At 39.7% G+C, this 4,834-nt stretch carries 4 protein-coding genes; 3 read left to right on the top strand and 1 reads right to left on the bottom strand.

The features are described from left to right. The first annotated feature begins 294 nt into the window (after positions 1-294). Positions 295-450 (top strand): hypothetical protein, encoded by a 156-nt coding sequence (locus DXA20_RS18215; RefSeq protein WP_330421110.1) that lies wholly within the window; start codon positions 295-297, stop codon positions 448-450. Continuing rightward, positions 435-947 (top strand): ClpP family protease, encoded by a 513-nt coding sequence (locus DXA20_RS15770; RefSeq protein ID WP_330421109.1) that lies wholly within the window; start codon positions 435-437, stop codon positions 945-947. The genes DXA20_RS18215 and DXA20_RS15770 overlap by 16 nt, the downstream gene beginning before the upstream one ends. A 374-nt stretch (positions 948-1,321) precedes the next feature. On the opposite strand, the gene DXA20_RS15765 is transcribed toward DXA20_RS15770, so the two are convergent. Beyond that, positions 1,322-3,856 (bottom strand): leucine-rich repeat protein, encoded by a 2,535-nt coding sequence (locus tag DXA20_RS15765; protein WP_118562071.1) that lies wholly within the window; start codon positions 3,854-3,856, stop codon positions 1,322-1,324. 594 nt (positions 3,857-4,450) lie between these two features. Between DXA20_RS15765 and DXA20_RS15760 the strand changes: the two genes are divergently transcribed. Continuing rightward, positions 4,451-4,678 (top strand): hypothetical protein, encoded by a 228-nt coding sequence (locus DXA20_RS15760; protein WP_118562069.1) that lies wholly within the window; start codon positions 4,451-4,453, stop codon positions 4,676-4,678. Positions 4,679-4,834 lie beyond the last annotated feature (156 nt).

Raw genomic sequence — 4,834 nt, 5'->3', positions numbered from 1 at the left:
CGGGCGAAAGCCCGGGAGAAATCTCCGTTTTTTGACATTATAGGAAACTTGTTGTTTCCTATAATGTCAAAAAGCTCCGCGAGGATGCGATCACCGCACAGAGGAAGATGCATAAGCAATTGTGCGGTGACGCGCAAAGTGGACAAGCCCACTTTATTCTAAAAATAAAATGTAGAATGCATATTTTGATAATAAGAGATATTTTTGAATAAATAACCCTGAAAAGACAGAAAATGATAATGAAATATCATATCATTTTCTGTCTTTTTATATAGAGACGCAAGGGAGGAAGCAATGGAAGAAAATATCAAGGAATATGGCAATATGATGCTGCAGGATGAAAAGGGACATAAGATACAGATGATATCCATTATCGGAGAGATTGAAGGGCATGAGAGTCTTCGAATACAACAAAGACAACGAAATATGAACATATGCTTCCGATGTTAGCTTCGCTGGACTGTACGAAGCAGGTGGATGGGGTGTTGTTTGTGATTAATACCATCGGTGGAGATGTATCCTGCGGACTTGCCCTGTCAGAAATGATTGCGTCTCTGTCGAAACCGTCTGTAGCACTTGTTATGGGAGACAGTCATTCTATTGGCGTGCCGCTTTCTGTCGCTGCTGACTATACGGTCATTGCACCGTCTGCAACGGTCATTATCCATCCGGTACGCATGAGTGGACAGGTTCTTGGGGCACCGCAGACGTATGAATATTTTCAACTGATTCAGGACCGGATTACGGGCTTTATTGCAGACCATTCCGGTATGGATCAGAACAGGCTCGAGAGTATGATGGTAAAGCCGGGGATCCTGACAAGGGATCTGGGGACGATATTGGTGGGAAAGCAGGCAGTAGAGTGTGGGCTGTTCCAGCAGGTGGGGGGGATGCATGATGCACTCGAGAAGCTGGAGGAGCTGATTGAAGAAGCGGGAACAGTGTAAAAAAGACGGTCGAAACAGTAGAGTGAATCAAGATTGGCAATGGAAATGTGATTGCAAAAGCAGGAGAGCAGGAACAAATCCGGTATGTGGATGTGTTCACATGTCTGAATCAAGAAAAATCAGATATAGCAGCCATATAGGAACCTTAGAAGGAAGGACATCTATAATGAAGAGAGTTTTAAGATTAGAAACGCCAGATGTCTGTGTTCTGCAGAACATCTGACGTTTGTTAAAAAATAAATTATATCAGATAAGCTTCTAGTGTAAGAACGAAACTATGTTTGGTGGTAAATAGACAGGGAAATGGTTACAATCTTTATTTTAAGCAATACGATAGAGAGCGGTACCGTTGCTTTTGACAACATCTGTTACTCTCAAATCGTAATAAATCCATTTGGAAGTGTGATAGAAGTCAGATTGGAGCAACCGTCGAAAGCATGATCACCAATGAAAGTAACGCTATCCGGAATATTAATCGCGGTTAGTCCAGAACAACCGTAGAATGCAGAATTTCCGATGGAAGTAACGCCGCTTGGAATAGTGATAGAAATCAGTCCAGAGCAGCGGTAGAATACAGAATTACCAATGGAAGTAACGCTACTTGGAATAGTGATAGAGGTTAGTCTGGAACAGTTGGCGAAAGCATCATCACCAATGGAAATAACGCTATTTGGAATAGTGATAGAAGTCAGCCCGGAACAGCCAGTGAAAGCATCATTACCAATGGAAGTAACGCTATTTGGAATAGTGATAGAGGTCAGACCGGTGCAACCAGTGAATGCAAAATCTCCAATTGCAGTAACGCCATCTGGAATGTTTATGGAAAAACATTCTGTGTTATCTTTTATGTTATACTCCAATAGAATATTATTAAAAATGACGAAGTCTTTACCTTCACAAAGATTATTCCACCATGGTGTGGCTGTAAAAGCATAAAGTCCAATTTTAGAAACACTGTCTGGAATATTGATAGAGGTCAGTTCGGAGCAGTTGTAAAAGGCTTCATTACCAATGGAAATAACGCTATTTGGAATAGTGGTAGAGGTCAGACCGGTGCAACCGCAAAATGCAGAATTTCCAATGGAAGTAATGGTGTCTGGAATATTGATAGAGGTTAGACTGGAGCAGTAGCTGAATGTAGAATCTTCAATTTTAGAAACTCCATCCGGAATATTGATAGAAGTCAAACCAGAGCAATCGTAGAATGCAGATTTTCCAATGGAAGTAATGCTATCTGGAATATTGATAGAGGTTAGTCCAGAGCAACCGTAAAATGCAGAATCTCCAATGGAAGTAATGGTGTCTGGAATATTGATAGAGGTTAAACTGTCACAGTAACTAAATGTATAATCTTCGATTGTAGAAATGCTATTCGAAATATTAATGGAGGTCAGTTTGTTACAGTGAGCGAAAGCACCGTATTCAATTTTAGAAACGCTATTCGGAATATTAATAGAGTGTAATTCGTCGCAGTCTTTGAATGCATATTCTCCAATTACAGAAATATTGTCTGGAATATTAACAGAAGAGGAATCTGTGTTATCATTTATGTTGTATTTCAATAGAATATTATTAAAGATTACGAAATCCTTTCCTTTACAAAAATTATTCCACCATGGTGTGTTATCAAAGGTATAGCGAGTGAACGATATGTTGTTTTTGGAAAGTTTCACGGAAGTCAGATTTGAACAGTCACAGAATGCATAATCTTCGATGGAAGTAATACTATCTGGAATATTGATAGAGGTCAGACTTGAGCAGTTAATGAATGCATAAAATCCAATTTTAGAAACACTATCTGGAATATTGATAGAGGTTAGATTTGAACAGTCACAGAATGCATAATCTTCGATGGAAGTAATACTATCTGGAATATTGATAGAAGTAAGTCTGTAACAGTGACCGAATGTATAATCTCTAATTGTAGAAATGCTATCCGGAATATTAAAAGAGATCAGCGAGTCGCAGTCATAGAATGCAGAAATTCCAATAGAAATAACACTATTTGGAATATTGATGGAGGTCAGACTGTCGCAGTCTTCGAATGCATAATTTCCGATAGAAGTAATACTATTTGGAATATTGATAGAGGTCAAACTGACACAGTTTTTGAATGCGGAACTTCCGATGGAAATAACACTATTCGGAATTGTGAAAGAGGTTAGACCAGAGCAGTCTTCGAATGCAGAAGTTCCAATGGAAGAAATATCCTTTGAAATGACAAGTTCGCCTGATAAATCTTTTGCACATGTATGTATACATGTATAACCACTGTTAACTACTTTGACCAATTTTATATCACCGTCGCTCACCAGCTGATCCCAGGATTTAAGTTGTGTTGTATGATCCTTAGAACTATACAGTCCCGGTGCTCGGAAATCTGCTGGTTCATTGTTGTTATCCGAAGTATTAGTAGAGTTCGAACCGTTGCTGCCGCTCGGAGTTATCGTTGCTTTTGGTTTATTAGAGGATCCCGGAGTGGTAGTGGTATTTGCTCCAGGTGCATTGGTTGCTTTAACGTCTGGAGACGCAGATGTGGTTGAAACGCAGTCATTTGCATTCTTTGCAATTACCGACACCTTACATTTTAAAGTGGTCTTTTTGGTTGCTTTGGCTGAAGTGAATTTTACGGTTACTTTAATGACAGCTTTTCCGGCTGTTTTTGCAGTTACTTTACCCTTCGCGGTAACAGCAGCGACCTTTTTATTGGTGCTGATAAACTTCTGGCTACGAATCTTTACCCCGGAAGTCTTTTTCAATTTGAGTGTCTTAGAAGCACCCGACTTCATGGTAAGGCTGGTCTTTGAAAGAGAGACCGGCTTTTTGGCTGCATCTGCAGTTGCCGGGGCAGTTGTTCCGCAGACAAGTAGTGATGTGGCGCACAGCCACGCGATAAATTTCTTCTTCATTGTTTTCTCCTTTCAGTGCGATAATGTAAAGTGATAGTACCATCCTCAGAAGAAATGAATAGATAACAGAGATGGTACCTATATGAAAATCCGGAATACAAGAAAAAGCCATGGCACACAAATAAAACCATAGCTTATTCTAAAACTCTGGTTTCTCACCAATCTCCTCCGACAATGCAAATAACAATGCCGGAGGAATTTCAGTGAGAAAACCAAGAACGAGGTGTTAGTATGCGTCCACACTAACACCTCGTCATTATCGTATCTGAAAGGCACAGACGCTGTCTGGCAATACAAATAACGCTACATATACAAAAGAGTATTGTAAAAACGCTCTGATTTTTGTATAATAAAGCTGTGTGTATCGCAGACATTGTCTGTATTGTGTGGTAGTTGCGTTACCATACTTTGCCCACTGTTGTTGGTAGCAACAGTGGGTGGTACACCTGTTATGTTCTTGAATTTTCTCGCCTATTATTTTAGCATATCTGTATTGATTGTACAAGTACAAAAAATCATCAAAAGGATACAGGATTCCATAAATTAAGCAAAGCGGTAAAGTATTTCAAAGAGACGGAGGGAGGTTTGGGAGAAATGTGCAAAACGGTAGAAGACTATGCGAAAAATTATGCAAAAGATTATGCGGAAGAACGTGAAAAAATAGGACGATCAATAGGATTGGCAGAAGGACGTTCCGAGGAAAGAATGAATGCAATACGCAAAATGCTTCAAAGCGGGATATCCAGAGAAATGATTCTTTCCATGGATTACTCTGAAACCGAGCTGGAAGCTGTTGAACAGGAGTTGTTCGCACAGGCGTAAGACGGGGGAACTGTAATAAATTAAATTTTGCATACCACATGTTGGATTGTGCGAAGACAATATGTAATGACCTCCAATTTGTAGCATCGTGGATTTACCTGTATACTATGAATTGGAAAAAAACAATGGTAACAGGGATTACCGCATACAAAAGGA

Source organism: Roseburia sp. AM59-24XD (genome assembly GCF_003478445.1).
GTDB lineage: Bacteria > Bacillota > Clostridia > Lachnospirales > Lachnospiraceae > Jutongia.
The sequence above is the reverse complement of the archived record's forward strand: the minus strand, read 5'-3'. Positions and strand labels throughout refer to the sequence as shown.

Excerpts from the sequence above, each read along its gene's own strand:
- DXA20_RS15765 (WP_118562071.1), bottom strand. The coding sequence starts at position 3,856 with ATGAAGAAGAAATTTATCGCGTGGCTGTGCGCCACATCACTACTTGTC.
- DXA20_RS15770 (WP_330421109.1), top strand. The coding sequence starts at position 435 with ATGCTTCCGATGTTAGCTTCGCTGGACTGTACGAAGCAGGTGGATGGG.
- DXA20_RS18215 (WP_330421110.1), top strand. The coding sequence starts at position 295 with ATGGAAGAAAATATCAAGGAATATGGCAATATGATGCTGCAGGATGAA.
- DXA20_RS15760 (WP_118562069.1), top strand. The coding sequence starts at position 4,451 with ATGTGCAAAACGGTAGAAGACTATGCGAAAAATTATGCAAAAGATTAT.